This is a genomic window from Myroides sp. LJL116 (assembly GCF_054871685.1).
Genome location: NZ_JBTXLR010000005.1, coordinates 13,574 through 32,153, shown reverse-complemented (window position 1 = coordinate 32,153; position 18,580 = coordinate 13,574). Strand labels below are relative to the sequence as shown.

Below are 18,580 nucleotides of genomic sequence, written 5' to 3'. Positions count from 1 at the left end.
GTTGCGGAGAGACAGGGACTCGAACCCTGGCATCGGTTACCCGATGACAGATTAGCAATCTGCTCCGTTACCACTCCGGCACCTCTCCTTTGCTTATAAGTTTTCCTCTTAATTGCATGGCAAACATACTGCGAGTTTTCCATTTGTGCAAATGCATTTATGTTTTTTTTTATACTTTTTTTGCTCTTTTCTTTTAAAGCATTCATTGTTAATAGGATAAGAGAGTAAGTTTTTTTTGCCAATTGTGTAATATAAATACGTTTTGTGTAAAAAATAGGTTTTTTCAGGTTTCATAGAAGGCGCAAGATTGTAAAATGTTCCTTTTTTTCTTGTAGAATCAGGGGTGCCTTGGAATTTTTCGTCAAATTACTTCCCACTTTCACTGTCCATATTTAGTGTTTTTCGTACATTTGCACTTTATCTTATCAAAAGAAAAGATTACAGAAGCATTATAATTGCTCAAAAGAGCAAAATTAAACATAGACATTATGAGAATGGATACTTCCATTGCATTTGATTCCGATCGTTTGCATTTTGAAATAGTAAATGATAAATTTAAAGAAGCTATTTTTGAGGCATTAACTCCAACAGTAGCAAAATTCTTACCATTTATCCCTACAGGTAAAATAGAGGACACACAAGGATTTATTGATTATAGTCTTGGACAGTTAGAAAAAGGCTTAGATATTACTTTAGTTGCCTCAGATAAACAAAGTGGTGAGTTTATTGGTTGTTGTGGTATTCATGATATTTCAAAAGAAAGCGTTTCTTTGGGAATTTGGTTAAAAGAAGCAGCATTTGGTAAAGGGTATGGAACAGAGTTAATAAAGGCTCTAGAGCAGTTTATCTATGATAACTTAACAGTGGACTTTATTATTTACAATGTGGAGAAAAACAATAGCGGAAGCATTAAGATTGCGGAAAAATTAGGCTATGTTTTCGATCATGAATTTGTTCGTAATATTGAGCAAACAAAGATTTTAAATATGTTACAATACCGCAAAGACGGTAAGAAATAAGATATAAGAAGGGTTTTAATTTATTTAGAGCCCTTTTTTAATGGATAAAAGCAAAGATAGATATGAAACAAAGTATAGAGGAGTTAATAAAAATGCATTATAGAGATGTGCCTTGGGATCAATTAATGCACTTTAATGGACGAGCTAATGATACAGGAGCTCTTTTACATATTGTTGAAACAGGTAATTCTCACAATAAACGAATGAGTCTTATCACCTTGGCTAATGCTATTGAAAACAAGGGAGGATTAACCATTACTAGTCCTATTGTGCTTATTTATCTAATAAAGTTTTTCCAACAAGATTCTGAAAATATTAGTTTGTATTTGAGAATCTTTCTTAAGCTTGCCAAAGCTGTTGGTTTACAATGGGAGCTTTTCTTAGATAGTGATCAGTTTGACAATAAGGATTTTGGTTCATGGATTTGGGAGGATGATTCTATTTATTTATGGCCAGAATTTGAAAGCGAACAAGCAGATCAGTTACTTTGGGCTCAAACCCCTACCAATCTACTTTTTGATGATCCTTGGTTTTATACCAAGCAAATTTTGTTAGAATACCAGGGTAATATAGAAAGTACGGAAACTAAGGATTTGATTGATAAAGGTTTGATTTACGAAATCTCTACTATATTAAACATGGTTAGAGATCAAAAAAGAATTCCTTTTAGTTTAGATTCTACCTGGCAGAGTGAAGATTTACTCTTTGAATGTATAGATCCAAAGCACTTAAAAGATTACTTTGAAAGCTTAACTCCAAATGTTGCAAAGTATTTAAGTTTTGATAGCATGAAAAATGATAGAATCCTAAAGGAGTTTATTCGTATTTCTCAAATAGAGCAGCAAAGAGGAACTTGTTTGGTTATGGCTGTATTAGATAAAAATACTAAAGAGTTTTTGGGTTCTTGTGGTATTCACGATATTAATGAGCGTAATGCTGAGTTGGGACTTTGGTTAAAAGAATCCGCTCAAGCAAAGGGGTATGGAAGCCAAATTGTAGAAACTCTCTTGCAAATATGTAAAGAGCATACATTAAGTAAATCGGTTATTTATTGTCTTGAACAAGAGAATAAAGCTAGTATCGGACTTTGTCAGAAGTTTGGTTTTACTAAAAAGTATGATTTTATTATAGAACCAACCGTTTTAAAAAATAAACTACGTCATATGAGTTACTTTTCAAAAGAAATTTAATCCCATTATAAAAACACATTATCATAAGCGCCTATCTATAGAATAGATAGGCGTTTATATTTTGTATAATAAAAAGAAATGGCTCTTGGGTAATATAATGAAGTCATGTCCTTTATTTTAAAAGGTAATTACAATTAACCTTTGTTTTATACTATTTTAGACAGGTAGTAGGAGTAAGTTGCTGGTGTATTAGGCAATGCCTTTGTATGGGGAATAACTTATTATGTTGGTTACTAAAGGATTGTGTTATTCTTGGGCCTGTATATTTATTTTTGCATAAAAAGTAGAAATGTTGGGTTATTTTTACTAATTTTAGGATGAGTCACTATGTATAGTTATTTAATTATTGTAAAGCCAAAACAATAGTCCATTACTTAGTGCTAGTTTTAAACTTTAAGTTACATCCTTATGGTCAAAGATAATTTGAATCAATTAGTCCGTATACAACTTCAAGGTAGAAGTAACTCGCCTATTGTAGGGATCTTACTTGCATATACATCAAACTGGATTCTTATCAAAAAAAATCTAGTGGATTACTTAATGGATGGCTATGAGCTTATAAATCGTAAAAAGGTAATTTCCATCACAACAGATGCAGATTTATTGTTTATTCAAGAAGTGTTAAAAGCTAAACATGTAAACTTTGAAGATTCCCCCGTGGAATTACATTCTAATATTTTTATTACTCTAGAGACTATTTCATTAAAATACGGTGCCTTTTGTTTGGAATTCAAGGATCAAAATAGCTGTCTAGTAGGTAGGTTTATGGGTAATGATGATCAAAGCTGTTTTGCCTTTGAGGAACTAGCCCCAAATGGGGAGTGGATTGAAGAAATCGATGAATTTGATATATCTAAAATATATAAAATTGATTTCGATGGAGATTATACCCAGTCTCTTTTACTTTTTGCTAATAAAAAAGTTAATGGATAATCTCACTATTATAGATTGTTTTATGCAGGATGTTCTAAATTTTGTAGATTTTACTTCTATTTAAAGGTTAATTTAATATAGTTTTTGATTTTTTTAGTCGTCTTGCTATGCCTTTCTCGCCTTTTTTTGGCATTCTTTTCCTAATATAGTGTTAATTATTAGATGTAATACGCTATCTGATTTCAGATAATATTGGAATATTGTTATTGTTTTATACTTAAAAATTGAATATTGTTTGGATTGAGAAGTAAAATTTGTGTTTTTTTTGAATTTTACGAATTTCAACGATAAGGTGTTGATATATAATTTATTTTGTAATAAATTGCCAAAAAATAATTAAGGTCTTTCTTTAATTTAACTAAATTAACGAGCGGATTTTAGCCAAATCAGCTGTGCCAATAGTTTTTTGATAATCTTTTCTATGTAATATGTTTTTATTTTAAGAAGGATTTATCAGGGAGATTTAGTTTAATTACTGTGAAAAACAACAAGCAACAAACAAAACAATAAATAAATGAAAAAAGTAGCATTTAATCAAGCAGGTTTTGAAGCCAAAAAATCTGAGTTGAGCCAATTAAGTGTGGAGGATTTTAGATTCCAGCTCTTTGAAATGATTTATAATACTAAAAGTTGGGTTAGCCACAACTTTATTTTAAGTCAGCAACAAGTTATAAAGTTGGAAAATATGCCCAATGAATTCTTAAAAGAAATGAATTTATCCACCGTTGATTTTTGCTATAACTAAAAATAGCAAAGATTATTTGACAAAAGTTATTTCCAAAAAGAAATAATAAATAGATTTAAAATGATAGTAAGGGAGTTTATATAAGTTATAAGCTCCCTTTTTTTATTCTTGTTTTTTTAAGGCTCTATTTAGCGTTCTAGTAGTTATTCCTAAATATGAGGCAATATCTTCTTTAGTTAAATTGACATTTTGGAGCTTTTGAAGCTCTAAGAGTTTCTCCAGAGCATGTTCAACCGTATAAAGCTGTTGAAAAGAAGCTTTGCTACTTGTATCGTATAGTCGAAGGGCTTCTATATGCAATAAAGTGTGATTAAAAGTTAAGTCGGTTTGCAAAAGGTGTTCAAAAACCGATGCTGGAATAATATAGGCTTGTACTGGAGTAATTGCTTGAACTGAACAAAGGCAATTTCGTTTTGAAATCATTTCAATTTCTCCCATAATTTCACCAGTGCTCAAAAACTCAGGAATGTACTCTTTTCCATTTTCTTCTGTGATATAGCATTTTGTAATACCTTCCTTGATTACAATAACTTTAGTTACAGCATCTCCTTGGTTTAAAATTTCTTCTTTCGGTTTAAAAGTCTTCAGCAAAATTTTGTCACTAAAAACCTCACTTTGCGCAAGGCTTTCTATATAAGATAGGAATTCAATATTTTTTCTTAACATTTTTTTATCTGCTTAAGGACAAATGTCCTATAAAGGTTACATAATTATTTAGAGATTTGCACTATCAAAATTAAGGAAATATCTATTATAATATACAGTTAGTGTATGTGTTTTTATAAGTTTAGTGTTTATAGATATTACTTAAGTGTTGTGTGATATAATTGTGTACATCACAATAAAAGTGATAATGTGTATTTTCAAAAAATGGGAGAACTAAGTAAGTGGAGTTTCTCCCATTTTTTATTTATTACTTTTTAAAATAAAGTACAAAAGTAATGATTTTGTTTTAAATCATGGAACAGTAGTTTTCAATTAACGCTTTAGTAATATAAGGCAAAGGATAGATAAAAAAGCAATAGATAAGACCCCTTAAGTGGATATTTATATATTTGTAACTTCAAAATGTATTTTTTATTGACCTTATGAAAACACCTTTTAAAGTATTCTTGGCTTTGTGCGCAGCTACGGCTGTTGTTTCTTGCCAAAGTAAGTCCGAATCTACTTCGCCTATTCTTGTAGATAATCAAAGTTTTGCAGAAATTAATAGTGCTAAAATAACCCATTTACTATGGGATGTTGAGGTAGACTTTAATCAAAAAATAATAAAAGGAAGCGCAGAGTATGATTTTAAAAACAATAATGCCACAAGTATTGTCTTTGATACAGATCACTTGATAATTGACTCTGTACAAGTTCAAGGACATAGTGCCAAATGGGAGCTTGCTCAAAGAGACTCTATTAAAGGATCTGCTTTAAGGGTTTTTATAAGTGATGCAGATACTTTGGTTAAGATTTTTTATCAAACAACGCCAAAGGCTAGTGCCTTACAATGGCTAGAGCCTTCCCAAACTCATGATAAAAAGTATCCATTTTTATTAACCCAAGGTCAGCCAATTTTGACAAGATCTTATATTCCTATACAAGACACCCCAAGTATTCGCCTTACGTATAATGCGAAGGTGAAAGTTCCTAAGGATTTGATGGCTGTAATGAGTGCTACTAATGCCAAAGAGAAAAATGAGTCGGGAGTGTATCATTTAGAAATGGACCAGCCTATAGCTCCATATTTAATTGCATTAGCTGTTGGGGATTTACATTATAAGGAAATTGATCAGCGTACAGGAGTTTATGCAGAGCAGGGGTTACTTTCTCAAGCTTCTTGGGAATTAGCTCAATTAGATACTATGCTACAGGCTGCAGAAGAGCTTTATGGACCTTATCCATGGAAGCAATATGATGTGCTTATTTTACCGCCTAGTTTTCCTTTTGGAGGAATGGAAAATCCCCGTTTAACTTTCGCTACTCCAACTATCCTAGTTGGCGATAGATCTTTAACCAATTTAATTGCACATGAGCTTGCACATTCTTGGTCTGGTAACTTAGTTACAAATGCCACATGGGATGATTTTTGGTTAAACGAAGGCTTTACAGTGTACTTTGAAAGACGTATTATGGAGAAGGTATTTGGTAAGGATTACGCTGATATGATTAGTGTAAATGGTTACCAAGATTTACAAACCTCTATGAATCTTATAGATAATCACTTTACTTCTTTATATGTAGATTTACAAGATAGAAATCCCGATGATGCTTTCTCTGATGTTCCTTATGATAAAGGTTATTTGTTCTTAAAAATGCTAGAGGACCGCTATACTCGAGATACTTTTGATGTTTTTGTGCAAAAGTACTTTGCGGACAATGCTTTTCAAACGATGACTACAACTAGTTTTGTAGAGTATCTAAAGGAAAATTTAACCCATGGAGAGGATGATTTTGTTCAAAACTGGATTTACGATACAGGTTGGCCAATCGAATTTCAAAAACCAAATTCTTCCTTGTTAGATCAAGTAGATATGCAATACAAACAAGATGTAGCGTCTTTTAGTGAAAAGGAATCTTTTGAAAAAAGGCCAACGGATTGGTCTACCAATCAATTTGTACATTATATTAGATCCATTGATACCAAAAGCCTAAGTAAAGAGGATTTAGCTAAAATGGATCAATTATACGATTTTACAAACAGTAATAACGCAGAAATACAGTGCGCTTGGTTTGAGAAATCTTTTTTATTACAATACGACACTGTTAACGATAATGCTACAGCATTTATGTCTACAGTTGGTAGGAGAAAATTTTTAGAGCCTTTGTATTTGGCTTTAGTCAATTCTGGACAAATAGACCTGGCAAATCAAATTTACGCCCAAGCAAGAGAGAACTATCACTTTATAGCTAGGCAAACCATTGATAATTACTTGAATTATTCTGTGGAGCAATAAAACATAAAGACCATTAGAGAAAAAGCAAAAAGGAATCCTTTTTGCTTTTTTTGTTTAGTTTAACTAAGCTTAACATTTGTAATACCTCAAAGAGGGTAAATAGTAGCTTATTTGGTATATTTTACTTTTTGTATGGTATTTTTAAAGTTAATGAAATTAATATTTTATCATAATTACTGAAATTAACTTATTATTTTGTAGCTTTAATTGAGTTTTGATAAATGTTTTAAGTTAATTTAAAACTTTTAAGTATAATGAGTTTAAAATTTAAATGTAGAGCTATGAGTAAGAGGTGTTTAGTAATTGTTGTAGTAAGCTTAGGTTTATTATTCGGAGGTTTAGCGGGGTGCTCCACGGATGACAGTAATAATGATCGTGATCCAAATCCAGTTATGGAGGTGAATCTACATAATATAAGTAAAAAGTGGACCGCAGCTCATTTCAATTTTTCTAGTACGGCCAATGACTATAAACTGGAGAAGAGTTTATTGCAAAAATCCGTTTTCATCATTTCCTTATTAAAAGAAGGAGGTCTTGAGGGAATTAATAACTATGATTTAGAAAAATACAAAGGGAGTTTCGAGTTAGAAGCAGGAGTTATTAAAGTAGAATTAGAGGATGGCTCTATCTATAAATTTAAAGTTAGCGAATTGCGTAGACGCACTATGCTACTTAAACCTATAGATAGTGCTATAGTAGAATCTATAGAGTTAGTAACACCTTAATATAATTTGAGAGTTTGTAGTTGTAAGCAGCCATTAATACCATAAGGTGTTAATGGCTGCTTTTTTTTAGAAGCCTTTATAGTAGTGATAGTATTTCAAAACAGACTTTTTTTGAATTTATTAGGGCATTTTAGCTATAAGTGGGATTTAAATATTGCTTTATAAAACAAAGTGTCGAATTATATTATGTTTTGCGTATTGGTTGTTATTTTGTTTATTTAGTGTCTTATGTTGTATTTTTGTGATAAATGTTTAATTCTATATTAGGATTGTTGAATTTGTTTGTTTGTAATAGGCTTGTTAGGGAATATTTAGTTTGATTTTTGTTTTGTTACACTTGTCATACTTTTATATATTTGCCATTATTTAATTTTATTCTAAATAAAAACAAGCTTTAAAATGATAAGAATTTTACTAGTTCTTATACTCCTAATACTTTCCTTTATCTCCATTTTTATTGGAGTTAAGGATATATCTATTTTCAATATCCATCAGCTTACTCAAGATGAGGTAATGGTTATTTTGGTGAGTAGAATCCCAAGGATGATTGCCGTATTGATTGCTGGGGTGGGTATGAGTATTTCAGGTTTAATCGTGCAACAAATTTCCTTGAATAAATTTGTGTCTCCTACTACAATGGGGACCTTGGATGCCTGTAAAATGGGTATACTCTTTAGTATACTATTATTTCCTAGTGGTGGGATTTTTGTAAAAATGACTCTATCCTTTGTTATTGCACTTTTAGCTAGTATGGTGTTTTTAAAAATATCCTCAAAAATAAAAATGAGGAATATTATTTTTGTACCATTAGTAGGTATTGTTTTTGGTAATATCCTAAGTGCTATTTCGACTTTCTTTGCCTATAAATACAATTTGGTGCAAAATATGGAAGGGTGGCTAATTGGAGACTTTTCAGCTATTTTAAAAGGAAATTACGAGATATTATACCTTGGTGTGCCAATTGTCTTTTTAAGCTATTTATACGCCAATAAGTTTACCATTATAGGTCTAGGAGAAGATACAGCTAGTTCTTTGGGGTTGGATTATAAAAAAATCACCTATTTAGGATTGTTTTTTGTAGCTATCACCTCTACAGTAGTTGTTTTAACCGCTGGTGTTATACCTTTTCTTGGGCTTATTATACCCAATATCGTAAGCTTAATGTTTGGGGATAATCTTAAGAAAACCATTAGCTATACTGCTTTAATTGGAGCGATTTTCTTATTGATTTGTGATATGATTAGCCGTTTAATTATTGCTCCATATGAAATTCCTATCGGTCTTACAGTAAGTATTATTGGAGGGGTTATTTTCTTGGTATTAATCTTTAAAAAGACTAAAAATGTTTAAGAATAAGGTTATCACCATTTTATTTGTAGCTCTACTGTTTTGTATCGCTATTTATATGTTCACCTTTACGGGGACTAAATTAGATTACGTTTTACCAAGAAGAGGGTATAAGGTATTGGCTATGCTACTTATTTCTTTTGCTATTGGGTACTCTAGTATTGTTTTTCAAACCATTGCAGCCAATAGAATCTTAACACCTTCCATTATGGGGTTTGATTCTTTTTATTTGCTTTTACAGAGCTTACTTGTTTTTGCTTATGGGGACAGAACCTTTCAAGTGCTTAATACCCAGGCTAACTTCTTTGTTTCAGTAGCTTTAATGTTGCTTTTCGCCCTGGCAATGTATTATGCCATATTTCGCAGGCAAAGTAAGAGTATGTATCTCTTGTTATTAGTAGGACTTTTAATGGGAACGCTTTTTAGAAGCTTCTCCTCCTTTATAGTAATGTTAATTGATCCCAATGAGTTTTTGATTATTCAAAATGCGATGTTCGCTTCTTTTGATAAAATTAATCTTCATTTATTAGGTGTCTCTGCTGTAATTCTTGTGGCTGTTATGCTATGGGGGGTACGCTATTTTAGATCTTTAGATGTAATGAGTCTAGGTAGAGAGAACGCTATTTCTTTGGGAGTAGATTACCATGGGGTTATTCGCGCCAATTTAATGCTTATTTCAGTAATGGTTGCCATTTCTACTGCCTTGGTAGGACCTATTACTTTCTTAGGTGTCTTGGTAGCAAATTTAACTTATGAGATTTGTAAGAGTAGTAAACATATATACATGGTAAGTACATGTTGTCTTTTAACTTCGGTTACCGTAATTGGAGGGCAGTACTTAGTAGAACATTTATTTAATATGTCTACCACAATTAGTATTATTATTAACTTTGTGGGAGGTATTTATTTTATTTATTTATTATTAAAGAGCAATAGATCATGATAGAAGTTAAGAATATTCGTAAGGCTTACGGAGAGAAGATGATATTGGATGATGTGTCGGTTAACTTCCCAAAGGGAAAAATTACCTGCTTGGTTGGAGGTAATGGAACTGGTAAGAGTACACTTCTATCTATAATAAGTAGATTGGTAGCTAGAGATTCTGGAGAGATTAATTTATTAGATCAAGACGTTACTGGTTTTACAAGTAGAGATTTTGCAAAGCGTTTATCTATTTTAAAGCAAGCCAATAACCCTAATGTTCGATTAACAGTAAAAGAATTAGTATCCTTTGGTCGTTTTCCTCACAGTCAAGGTAGGTTAACGGGCTATGATATGGAGAAAATCGATGAGAGTTTGGACTTTATGGGACTTACCTCAATGAAGGACCAGTATATTGATGAGTTAAGTGGTGGGCAAAAACAGCGTACTTTCTTAGCCATGGTACTAGCTCAAGATACGGAGTATATTCTATTAGATGAGCCTTTGAATAACTTAGATATGAAGCATTCAGTGGAGATCATGAAGATTTTACGTGTTTTAGCTGATCAATATGGAAAGACCATTATTATTGTGGTACACGATATTAACTATGCTTCGTCTTATGCGGATTATATTGCGGCTGTAAAAGACCATAAGATCATTCATTTTGGACCTACTCAAGATATAATTACGGAAGACATTATGAAAGAAGTTTTCGATATCGATATGACTATTGTGGATAATTGTGATAATAAAATATGTATATACTTTAAGTAAACTATCAATACTATACAAACATGAATAAATTTTTAATAAGCTGTTTAGCAGCATCAATAGGGCTTATGGTTTCTTGTAAAGACACTAAAACCCAACAAGAGGATCCTAATGTAAAACAAATTACGGTATCTCACTTATCAGGAGAAACTAAAGTAAAAGAAGATCCTAAAAATGCAGTAGTTTTAAACTATGGTGCTTTAGATACATTTGATGAATTAGATATTCCTGTTAAAGGACTTCCAAAAACTAATTTACCTTCTTATTTACAAGAGTATAGCAAAGATGCTTCTATTGTAGATGTTGGTGGGATTAAAGATCCAAACCTGGAGAAAGTAAATGAATTGGATCCAGAGATTATTATTATTTCTGGTAGACAAGCTCCATTATATGATGAATTAAGCCAAATTGCTCCAACTATCAATCTTGAGATTGATCCAGCGAATTATATGGAATCCTTTAAAGCCAATCAACGTATTATTGGTGAGCTTTATGGTAAACAAGACCAAGTTGAGAAAGAACTAGAGGATATTGACAAAAGAATTGCTCATATTAATGAATTGACTAAAGACTCTGATAAAACTGCTTTAATGGTGCTAGTAAACGAAGGTCGTTTTAGTGTTTATGGACAAGGGTCTCGTTTTGGAATTATTCACGATGTGTTTGGTTTAAAACCTGCAGATACTAATATTCAAGCTGCTAGCCATGGACAAGCAATCTCTAATGAATTTATTAAAGAAGTAAACCCAGATTACTTATTTGTAATTGATAGAGGAGCTGCAGTTAAGCGTGCTAAAATGACAAAAGAGGAATTTGCAAACGAACTTATTAAACAAACTAATGCTTATAAAAATGATAAAATTATTTTCTTAGACGCAGAAGTTTGGTACTTATCAGGTGGTGGACTTAAGTCTATTAAAATGATGGTAGAAGAAATAGAAGATGCTGTAAACTAATTATAGCTTAAGTATAAAAAAAAGCTTGTCTTATAAAGACAAGCTTTTTTTTGTGCTATATTTTGGGTAGAATTAATCTATTTCGTCTATAACAGGAACTGGACGTTTACTTTCGTTAATAGCAACTAGAGTAAAGTTTCCTGTGATCGCTTTTTCACGTCCTTCTCTATACATGCTTTCTACAAAGACATCCACGCGAACATCTAAACTAGTTCTTCCTACTCTGGTAACTGTTCCGATTAGCTCCACTAGAGTACCTGCAGGAATAGGGTGGTTGAAATCTACCTTATCACTAGATACTGTTACAATTGGCTTGCGACAAAAGCGAGTTGCTGTCATAAAGGCAATTTCATCCATGATGTAAAGTACCGCTCCACCGAACATAGTATTGTGGTGATTAGTTTGTCCTGGGAAAACTGCACGGAAAACATGGGTTTGAGAATCTTTGATTTTTTTTGCGATTCTTTGTTCTCTATTTGTTAATTGACTTTCCATAGTAATTAAATGTTTTTTTTTGAGTTTTTACCCCACTGTCTTAATAGGCTAGTCAAAGATTCTAACAATAGATAACAAATTTCCACCTATGGTGTAGGTTGAAGCTATCCTGTTACTTTGATTCGCGAAAGTCAGGTGGTTTGTATTTGATTTTTTGGTGGTCTGACTATTAAAATATAATTCTAATTCACAGTTGCGCGACAGTTCGTGAGTTTCACACGATTCCCCAAACTAATAAAGTAATGTTGTTTTGTCACTTTATTGGTGCAAAGATAGTAACTAAAGGCAAAAAAAATGTTTTTTATGTTTTATTTATCATAAAATCGCTGATTTTTATTTATCAGCATTCTTTTTCATTGGTTTTACTGCTGTTGTATCAAGTTTCTATGTACTGTTAATTGGATAATTACCCTACAAGGGGAGGATTGTTGATTTTGTTTTAGGTAAGGGAAAGTATATAAAATTTATTTTTTTAATATAAGTAGTGAAAAAAAGATAAATTACTAAAGCTATAAAAGAGTTTAATTATTAAATTTGTAGTATTGAATTACAAAGGTGCTTGGTAGAAGTAGGGGGTATTCTCTATTTATAGTAGTATTTTATGGAATACTTCTTATCTTAGTACAACTCGATTTGTGAAAGCTTTGCTTTGCTGGCTTTTTTTAGGCAGTATTCTTGTAAAGACAGGGAATAATAAAAGAACTACACAATTTTTACATATGACACAAAACACAATAACACAGACTGATTTTTCTTTTGAAAATCAAACTTCGGTTTACAAAGGTAAAGTAAGAGATGTTTACACTATTGACCATAAGTATTTGGTGATGGTTGCAACCGATAGACTTTCTGCTTTTGATGTGGTTTTACCTAAAGGAATTCCTTATAAAGGGCAGATTTTAAATCAAATTGCCACTCGATTTATGGAGTTAACCAAGGATATAGTTCCTAATTGGCTTATTGGGTGTCCAGATCCAAATGTGATCGTAGGAAAGGCTTGTACTCCTTTTAAAGTAGAAATGGTTATTCGAGGTTATTTAGCAGGTCATGCCGCTAGGGAATATCAAAGTGGTAACAGAGTTATTTGTGGGGTAGAGTTGCCAAATGGTTTAAAGCCAAATGACAAACTTCCATTTCCCATTATCACTCCTTCTACTAAAGAAGACCTAGGACTACATGATATGGATATTTCTGCAGAGCAGATTATTCAAAAAGGGATTGTAAGTCAAAGTGATTATGCTATACTAGAAAAGTACACTAGAGCTTTATTTGAGAGAGGTTCAGAAATTGCTTTAAAACAAGGATTGCTTTTAGTAGATACTAAGTATGAATTTGGTAAGACAATCGATGGAGAAATTGTTTTAATAGATGAAATTCACACTCCGGACTCTTCCAGATATTTTTATGCAGATACTTATACAGAGTGTCAGGAAAATAATCTACCTCAAAAACAATTATCCAAAGAATTTGTTCGCGAGTGGCTTTTAGAGCAGGGATTTAGTGGTAAACCTGGTCAAAAGGTGCCTTTTATGAGTCAGGAATATGTGGAATCTGTTTCCCATAGGTATATGGAGTTATACAAACATATTATGGGCAGTGAGTTTGTTAAAACAGACGATAGCGACCCATTAGCTAGAATACAACATAATGTTGAAACCTTTTTTAAAGAACATAGGGAGGAGTAATCCCTAAAAATATTTTTATATGGAATTATTACAAGCCTTAAAATGGCGATATGCAACTAAGAGATACGATGCTAATGTGAAATTAGATAAGGCTCAGGTAATGGATATCATCGAAGCAGCTCGTTTAGCGCCGACTTCTTCTGGACTTCAACCCTTTGAAGTTATTTGGATCGAGAGTCAACAAGTAAAACAAGAGTTGTCTCCTATTATAATGAATCAAGCTCAAGTAGTGGAATGTTCTGATTTACTAGTGTTTGTTGCTTGGGATACCTATAGTTCTGAACGTATAGATCAAGTTTTTGATCATATGGAAAAGACTCGTGAATTGGAAAAAGACAGTATGTTAGACTATAAGAATAGTTTAAAAGCTCATTTTTCTTCCCTAAATGCAGACCAGCAATTTGATCATGCAGCACGTCAATCTTATATTGGATTAGGGATGGCTGTTGCAGCAGCGGCTGAATTGAAAATAGATGCTTCTCCTATGGAAGGGTTTCACAATGATCAATTAGATGCTTATTTAAATTTACAGAGTAAAGGCTTGAAAAGTGTTAGTGTGCTAGCTTTAGGTAAACGAGATACTGCAAATGATTGGCTTTTACCTTTAAAAAAGGTTAGAAAATCTATGGAAAACTTCTTAACTATTATTCGATAATAACAATGAAAAGCCCTCCTTTCAAGAAGGGCTTTTTTTATGTTTACCTATAGAGTATATAAGGAGTTTTTAAAAAACCACATTGATAGATTCCTATTGGGTAGTTAAAAAATTGGCATAAATTATCAAAAGTGTAATTTTTTATTTGTAAAATTATCTAATGTGTAAATCTCCTTTCTTTTTATTCTAAATAATGGTGTGTTAAATGTTAGCTTTTTTATCTTTAATATTCTATATTCGTAACCGGTAAATAAGATAATTTTACGATGAGTCAAAAGCAAAAAAACAAAACCCTTCCTTTAGTAGTAACTAAAGAGCAGGCATTAGAAGATTATAAAATAGCAAGAATCAGTAGAGAATGTAGTTTACTTGGTAGGCGAGAAGTACTTACTGGGAAAGCTAAATTCGGTATTTTTGGTGATGGAAAAGAAGTGCCACAATTAGCTTTAGCTAAAGCATTTCAAAATGGTGATTTTCGTTCAGGATACTACCGTGATCAAACTTTTATGATGGCTATTGGCCAATTGTCAATTCAACAGTTTTTTGCTGGATTATTTGGAGATGCAAATATTGAGCATGATCCAATGAGTGGTGGTAGACAAATGGGTGGGCATTTTGCTACACACAGTTTGGATAAAGACGGGAATTGGAAAAATCTAACACAGCAAAAGAATTCGAGTGCAGATATTTCTCCTACAGCAGGACAAATGCCTCGATTATTAGGATTAGCACAAGCTTCTAAATATTATAGAGAATTTCCAGAGGCTGATAAAGCTAATAATTTTTCTGTAAACGGAAACGAAATTGCTTGGGGTACAATTGGAAACGCTTCCACTTCGGAAGGATTGTTTTTTGAAACAATCAACGCAGCAGGTGTATTACAAGTTCCTATGGTAATGAGTGTATGGGATGACCAATATGGAATATCTGTACATGCTAGATACCAAACAACCAAAGAAAATATATCGGAAATCTTAAAAGGATTTCAAAGAGATAAAAATGGCAAAGGATACGAAATTCTTCGCGTTAAAGGATGGGATTATGTAGAGTTAATTAAAACCTATGAAAAAGCATCTAAAATCGCAAGAGATGAGCACGTTCCTGTTTTAATTCACGTGGATGAGTTAACCCAACCACAAGGACATTCCACTTCTGGATCTCATGAAAGATATAAGAGCAAAGAGCGCTTAGAATGGGAAAGAGAGATGGATTGTTTACTTCAGATGAGAAAGTGGATTATCGAACAAGGTTTTTCTACAGAGCAAGAATTAGATGAGTTGGATAAACAGCTTAAAAAAGAAGTTTTAGATGGTAAAAAAGCTGCTTGGCAAGCTTATATCAATCCAATTATTGCAGAGAGAAATACCTTGGTAGAGGTATTAAAGCAAGTTGCAGCTTCTAGTGAGCAACAACAAGCAATTGAAAAGATAGCTCAAGATCTAAGTCAAATTAAAGAGCCAATTCGCAAAGATGTTTTATCAGTTGCAAGAAAGGTTCTTCGCATGGTTATAAAACAAGGTAATAAAGCGCCTTTAGTAGATTTTATTAAAGATTATTTCTTAACAAATCAACCTAGATTCAGCTCGAACTTAATGAGTGAATCCGATTTAAGTGCTCTTACTATTGAGGAGGTTAAGCCACAATATGATCAAGATGCACCTGAGGTAGATGCAAGAGTTATTTTAAAAGATAACTTCGATCATATCTTTACTAATAATAAAAATGTGATGATCTTCGGAGAAGACAGTGGAAACATTGGAGATGTTAACCAAGGTCTAGAAGGTCTTCAAGATAAACACGGTTTAAATAGAGTAAGTGACGCGGGTATTCGCGAGGCTACCATTTTAGGTCAAGGAATTGGAATGGCTATGAGAGGATTACGTCCAATTGCAGAAATCCAATACTTAGATTATCTTTTATATGCTATTCAAATCATGAGTGATGATTTGGCTACATTACAGTACAGAACAGTAGGACGTCAAAAAGCTCCACTAATTGTTCGTACAAGAGGACACCGTTTAGAGGGGATTTGGCATTCAGGTTCTCCAATGGGAATGATCATTAATGCTCTTCGTGGTATGCATGTTTTAGTACCTCGTAATATGACTAAGGCAGCAGGTTTTTACAACACTTTATTAAAATCAGACGAGCCTGCTTTATTAATTGAATGTTTAAATGGATACCGTTTAAAAGAAAAATTACCAAATAACTTAGGGGAATTACAAACACCTATTGGTGTAGTGGAAACTATTCGCCAAGGAAGTGATTTAACTATTGTTTCTTACGGATCTACTTTGCGTTTAGTAGAACAAGCAGCAAATGAATTAGCAGAGGTAGGAATTGAAGTAGAGATTATTGATGCTCAAAGTTTACTTCCTTTTGATATTAATCACGATACAGTAAAGAGTATTGCTAAAACAAATCGTTTACTAGTAGTAGATGAGGATGTTCCAGGCGGTGCTTCAGCTTACTTATTACAGAAAATTTTAGAAGAACAAGGAGCATATATGCATTTAGATAGTGAACCAAGTACATTAAGTGCTAAAGCTCACCGTCCTGCATATGGAACTGATGGAGATTACTTCTGTAAACCATCTAGCGAAGATATCTTTGAAAAGGTATACGCAATGATGCATGAAGTAAACCCTAGTTTATATCCAAGTTTGTATTAAAGATACATAGGAACCTTCCAATTATGGAAGGTTTCTGCTTTTATACCAATAAGGTATTTTACTGACCAAGTTGATCAACGGCTCGGTCTATTTAGTAGTCTTCACACAGAATATAAGTAAAATTCTTGTGAAAATTAATTTTTTATTTTAATTTTAGATAGATTTATGCAAATAAATGTTTCGCTTTTATTATGAAAGCATACAAAATATGATTAATTTTGCATTTGTTTTTTAAACATAGTTATATTATGGTAAACGATTTATTTGACAGAATACAGAAAAATAAAGGACCTTTAGGAAAATGGGCTTCACAAGCGGAGGGATATTATGTGTTTCCTAAATTAGAAGGACCTTTGTCAAATCGTATGATGTTTCATGGAAAAGAAGTTATTAACTGGAGTATCAATGACTATTTAGGTTTGTCAAATCACCCAGAGGTGAGAAGAGCAGATGCTGAGGCGGCGCAAGAGTATGGAGCGGCTTACCCAATGGGAGCACGTATGATGTCTGGGCACACAACAATGCACGAACAATTACAAGATGAGTTAGCGGCTTTTGTACACAAAGAAGCAGCTTACCTTTTAAATTTCGGTTATCAAGGAATGGTTTCTATCATCGATGCATTAGTTACAAAGAATGATGTAATTGTATATGATGTAGATTCACACGCTTGTATTATTGATGGTGTTCGTTTACATATGGGTAAACGTTTTACTTATATGCACAATGACATTGAGAGTCTTGAGAAAAACTTAGAGCGTGCAACTAAAATGGCTGAAACTACAGGTGGAGGTATTTTAGTGATCACAGAAGGTGTTTTCGGGATGAGAGGACAGCAAGGGAAATTAAAAGAAATAGTTGCTTTAAAAGAAAAGTATAACTTCCGTCTTTTAGTGGATGATGCTCATGGATTCGGTACATTAGGTGCTACTGGTGCTGGTGCTGGAGAAGAGCAAGGATGTCAAGATGGAATTGATGTGTACTTCTCAACTTTTGCAAAATCAATGGCTTCTATCGGTGCTTTTGTGGCAGCTGATCAAGATATCATTGATTACTTAAAGTACAACCTACGTTCTCAGATGTTTGCTAAATCATTGCCAATGATTTTCACATTAGGAGCTTTAAAAAGATTAGAGCTTTTAAGAGAGAATCCTTCAATGAAAGCAAAATTATGGGAAAACGTAAACATGCTTCAAGATGGTCTTAAAGAAAGAGGATTTGATATTGGTGATACAAACACTTGTGTTACTCCTGTTTATTTAAAAGGAAGTATTCCAGAGGCAATGGTAATGGTAAACGACTTAAGAGAGAATTACAATATTTTCTTATCAATTGTTGTTTATCCAGTAATTCCTAAAGGAATCATCTTACTACGTATGATCCCTACAGCGATGCATACTAAAGAAGATATTGATCAAACACTTAAAGCTTACGAAGGAATTCGTGAAAAATTAGTAAGTGGAGAATATAAAAGAATTGCAGAAGCTACAACAGTAGATGTTTCTAATGCATAATTTATAG

16 protein-coding genes, 1 tRNA gene and 1 riboswitch are annotated in these 18,580 nt (G+C 32.7%); of the genes, 14 read left to right on the top strand and 3 right to left on the bottom strand.

Annotated features, from left to right (window positions below; genetic code table 11):
- Positions 1-4: 4 nt before the first annotated feature.
- Positions 5-88 (bottom strand) — tRNA-Ser (locus tag ACYSNM_RS05730).
- A 400-nt stretch (positions 89-488) separates the two neighbouring features.
- Here ACYSNM_RS05730 and ACYSNM_RS05725 point away from each other — a divergent pair.
- The 4 genes from ACYSNM_RS05725 to ACYSNM_RS05710 all read left to right on the top strand — a co-directional run bounded on the left by ACYSNM_RS05725 (position 489) and on the right by ACYSNM_RS05710 (position 3,887).
- Positions 489-1,019 carry a GNAT family N-acetyltransferase gene (locus ACYSNM_RS05725; RefSeq protein WP_461756012.1) on the top strand — a complete coding sequence of 177 codons (531 nt, stop codon included), beginning with the start codon at positions 489-491 and terminating at the stop codon, positions 1,017-1,019.
- A 62-nt stretch (positions 1,020-1,081) separates the two neighbouring features.
- On the top strand, positions 1,082-2,209 hold the full coding sequence (locus tag ACYSNM_RS05720) for a GNAT family N-acetyltransferase (protein WP_461756011.1): 1,128 nt from the start codon (positions 1,082-1,084) through the stop codon (positions 2,207-2,209).
- Positions 2,210-2,617: 408 nt separating this feature from the next.
- A complete protein-coding gene (locus tag ACYSNM_RS05715) occupies positions 2,618-3,142 on the top strand; it encodes a hypothetical protein (protein ID WP_461756010.1) in 525 nt (174 codons plus the stop codon).
- A gap of 514 nt (positions 3,143-3,656) precedes the next feature.
- Positions 3,657-3,887 carry a hypothetical protein gene (locus ACYSNM_RS05710; protein WP_461756009.1) on the top strand — a complete coding sequence of 77 codons (231 nt, stop codon included), beginning with the start codon at positions 3,657-3,659 and terminating at the stop codon, positions 3,885-3,887.
- A 102-nt stretch (positions 3,888-3,989) separates the two neighbouring features.
- Here the strand turns inward: ACYSNM_RS05710 and ACYSNM_RS05705 are convergent, their stop codons facing one another.
- The gene (locus ACYSNM_RS05705; RefSeq protein WP_461756008.1) at positions 3,990-4,553 is read right to left on the bottom strand and encodes a Crp/Fnr family transcriptional regulator; all 564 of its coding nucleotides are present in this window, start codon (positions 4,551-4,553) and stop codon (positions 3,990-3,992) included.
- A gap of 422 nt (positions 4,554-4,975) precedes the next feature.
- Between ACYSNM_RS05705 and ACYSNM_RS05700 the strand changes: the two genes are divergently transcribed.
- The 6 genes from ACYSNM_RS05700 (at position 4,976) to ACYSNM_RS05675 (ending at position 11,552) form a co-directional block, all read left to right on the top strand.
- Positions 4,976-6,829 carry a M1 family metallopeptidase gene (locus ACYSNM_RS05700; RefSeq protein WP_461756007.1) on the top strand — a complete coding sequence of 618 codons (1,854 nt, stop codon included), beginning with the start codon at positions 4,976-4,978 and terminating at the stop codon, positions 6,827-6,829.
- Between the two features lie 254 nt (positions 6,830-7,083).
- Positions 7,084-7,554 carry a hypothetical protein gene (locus ACYSNM_RS05695; protein WP_461756006.1) on the top strand — a complete coding sequence of 157 codons (471 nt, stop codon included), beginning with the start codon at positions 7,084-7,086 and terminating at the stop codon, positions 7,552-7,554.
- 399 nt (positions 7,555-7,953) lie between these two features.
- The gene (locus ACYSNM_RS05690; RefSeq protein ID WP_461756005.1) at positions 7,954-8,904 is read left to right on the top strand and encodes an ABC transporter permease; all 951 of its coding nucleotides are present in this window, start codon (positions 7,954-7,956) and stop codon (positions 8,902-8,904) included.
- Complete coding sequence (locus ACYSNM_RS05685) at positions 8,897-9,844, top strand: iron chelate uptake ABC transporter family permease subunit (RefSeq protein WP_461756004.1); 948 nt, start codon at positions 8,897-8,899, stop codon at positions 9,842-9,844. The genes ACYSNM_RS05690 and ACYSNM_RS05685 overlap by 8 nt, the downstream gene beginning before the upstream one ends.
- A complete protein-coding gene (locus ACYSNM_RS05680) occupies positions 9,841-10,599 on the top strand; it encodes an iron ABC transporter ATP-binding protein (RefSeq protein WP_461754518.1) in 759 nt (252 codons plus the stop codon). The genes ACYSNM_RS05685 and ACYSNM_RS05680 overlap by 4 nt, the downstream gene beginning before the upstream one ends.
- Before the next feature lie 20 nt (positions 10,600-10,619).
- Positions 10,620-11,552: a siderophore ABC transporter substrate-binding protein gene (locus tag ACYSNM_RS05675; RefSeq protein ID WP_461756003.1), complete on the top strand. Its 933-nt coding sequence runs from the start codon at positions 10,620-10,622 to the stop codon at positions 11,550-11,552.
- A 72-nt stretch (positions 11,553-11,624) separates the two neighbouring features.
- Here the strand turns inward: ACYSNM_RS05675 and ACYSNM_RS05670 are convergent, their stop codons facing one another.
- The gene (locus tag ACYSNM_RS05670) at positions 11,625-12,047 is read right to left on the bottom strand and encodes an acyl-CoA thioesterase (RefSeq protein ID WP_461754520.1); all 423 of its coding nucleotides are present in this window, start codon (positions 12,045-12,047) and stop codon (positions 11,625-11,627) included.
- Between the two features lie 147 nt (positions 12,048-12,194).
- Positions 12,195-12,290, bottom strand: a riboswitch (adenosylcobalamin-variant (AdoCbl-variant) riboswitch).
- A 476-nt stretch (positions 12,291-12,766) separates the two neighbouring features.
- Here ACYSNM_RS05670 and ACYSNM_RS05665 point away from each other — a divergent pair.
- The 4 genes from ACYSNM_RS05665 to ACYSNM_RS05650 all read left to right on the top strand — a co-directional run bounded on the left by ACYSNM_RS05665 (position 12,767) and on the right by ACYSNM_RS05650 (position 18,573).
- Positions 12,767-13,732 (top strand): phosphoribosylaminoimidazolesuccinocarboxamide synthase, encoded by a 966-nt coding sequence (locus tag ACYSNM_RS05665; protein WP_461756002.1) that lies wholly within the window; start codon positions 12,767-12,769, stop codon positions 13,730-13,732.
- 19 nt (positions 13,733-13,751) lie between these two features.
- Positions 13,752-14,387 (top strand): nitroreductase family protein, encoded by a 636-nt coding sequence (locus tag ACYSNM_RS05660; protein WP_461756001.1) that lies wholly within the window; start codon positions 13,752-13,754, stop codon positions 14,385-14,387.
- A 266-nt stretch (positions 14,388-14,653) separates the two neighbouring features.
- Positions 14,654-17,059 carry an alpha-ketoacid dehydrogenase subunit alpha/beta gene (locus ACYSNM_RS05655; RefSeq protein WP_461756000.1) on the top strand — a complete coding sequence of 802 codons (2,406 nt, stop codon included), beginning with the start codon at positions 14,654-14,656 and terminating at the stop codon, positions 17,057-17,059.
- A gap of 248 nt (positions 17,060-17,307) precedes the next feature.
- Positions 17,308-18,573 carry an aminotransferase class I/II-fold pyridoxal phosphate-dependent enzyme gene (locus ACYSNM_RS05650; protein WP_461755999.1) on the top strand — a complete coding sequence of 422 codons (1,266 nt, stop codon included), beginning with the start codon at positions 17,308-17,310 and terminating at the stop codon, positions 18,571-18,573.
- The last annotated feature ends 7 nt before the right edge of the window (positions 18,574-18,580 follow it).